The sequence below is a fragment of the Psychrobacter immobilis genome, assembly GCF_904846285.1.
Lineage (GTDB): Bacteria > Pseudomonadota > Gammaproteobacteria > Pseudomonadales > Moraxellaceae > Psychrobacter > Psychrobacter immobilis_D.
The window spans coordinates 1-853 of sequence record NZ_CAJHAD010000072.1 but is presented as its reverse complement, the minus strand read 5'-3'; the positions used below and the strand labels follow the sequence as shown (position 1 = coordinate 853).

Annotated in this window: 1 protein-coding gene; it reads left to right on the top strand. The window is 46.4% G+C overall.

The window, feature by feature from the left end:
• Positions 1 to 114: 114 nt before the first annotated feature.
• Entirely contained in the window at positions 115 to 762 is a 648-nt protein-coding gene (locus tag JMX13_RS13605; RefSeq protein WP_201613357.1) for a DNA-3-methyladenine glycosylase, read from the top strand.
• Positions 763 to 853: the final 91 nt, after the last annotated feature.

Genomic DNA, 853 nt, shown 5'->3' with positions numbered 1-853 from the left:
GGGTGGATGGAGAATGATCTACCTAAACTGTTTCGTGATATGGGATGTATCTCTTTTATTCTGGATTAACTATATAAAAATGTCGTTATAAATAAAATAAAAAGGTCATCATTGATGTTAACGCCTAAACTACCCGAGCGCCCATCCACCATTTTAGAACCAGTATGGTTTAGCCGACCAACTTGCGTGGTCGCAGCTGATTTAATTGGCAAAGTTTTATGTCGACAGCTAACTGATAGCGACGGTAAGCAAAAAACCCTGCGCATGCGTATCTCAGAAACCGAAGCTTACATTGGCGAAGGTGATGCCGCCTGCCATGCTCATGCCGGTACTCGAACTGCTCGTACTGAGGTTATGTATAGCCAAGGCGGCGTGTTTTATGTCTATTTGACCTATGGTATCCATCATATGCTCAATTTGGTCAGTGGGCCGGCAGAGTCGCCAGAAGCGGTATTGATACGGGCAGGATTCTTAACAGACGATAGCGCGCGCTTAATTGATGAGCAATTACTGAGCGCTGATAAGCAGCTTACGCATTCCAAGCAATTTACAGGCCCTGGCAAGCTGACCAAACGGCTGCAAATCGACCGCGACTTATATGGTGCGCCTATCACGCCCGCGTCAGGGCTTTGGGTTGAGGACGATGGTTGTCAGCCGCCAGTATCTCTGCGTCCGCGTATTGGTATTGATTATGCGGGCGTGGCCAAAGACTGGTTACTGCGCTATGTCTGGACCGACCATGCTTCGCTGTCCAAAAAATAGCCAATCTATAATTGTTAGGGCGTGTCCCTAATCTGGAAAAGTAAGTTCAAAAGCCTTAAAATATAGAGACTATTTCAAACATGGCTCTCTA